The following is a 567-nucleotide window of genomic DNA, read 5'->3' on the forward strand; positions in this document are numbered from 1 at the left end:
ATTCTCTGGCTCGGCAGCATTGCCTTCAACCCTAGATTTATACGTCAACCAGCAAAAGATTTATTCAGGTCTAGTGCCATCAGGTCCCTTTGATATTAAACAGCTTCCGTTTATTTCAGGAAATGAAGTCACACTGGTGACCACAGATGCAACGGGTCAGCAGAGCATTACCAAAAAGCCGTACTATTTTTCATCCAAGATTCTGGCAAAAGGTATTAATGAGTTTTCAGTAGATGTGGGGGTTCCACGCTACAACTATGGACTCTATTCAAATGATTATGACGATGCCACCTTTGCCTCAGGTGCGATCCGATATGGCTACAGTAACTCACTGACTTTAAGCGGCGGTGCAGAGGCTTCGACAGATGGCCTGTCCAATCTCGGCACAGGATTTGCCAAGAATGTTTTGGGGATTGGCGTGATCAATGCTGACATTGCAGCGAGCCAGTATAAAGATGAAAACGGTTATTCTGCTTTAGTCGGTTTAGAAGGGCGCATCAGTAAAAATATTTCATTTAACACCAGTTACCGCAAAGTATTTGATAACTATTTTGACCTAGCTCGTGT

1 protein-coding gene is annotated in these 567 nt (G+C 43.6%); it reads left to right on the forward strand.

The features are described from left to right. Positions 1-567 (forward strand): fimbria/pilus outer membrane usher protein (locus J536_RS24680; RefSeq protein ID WP_032064356.1); only part of this gene is annotated, 567 nt, incomplete at both ends.

It is taken from the genome of Acinetobacter sp. 809848, assembly GCF_000581275.1.
Taxonomy (GTDB): domain Bacteria; phylum Pseudomonadota; class Gammaproteobacteria; order Pseudomonadales; family Moraxellaceae; genus Acinetobacter; species Acinetobacter pittii.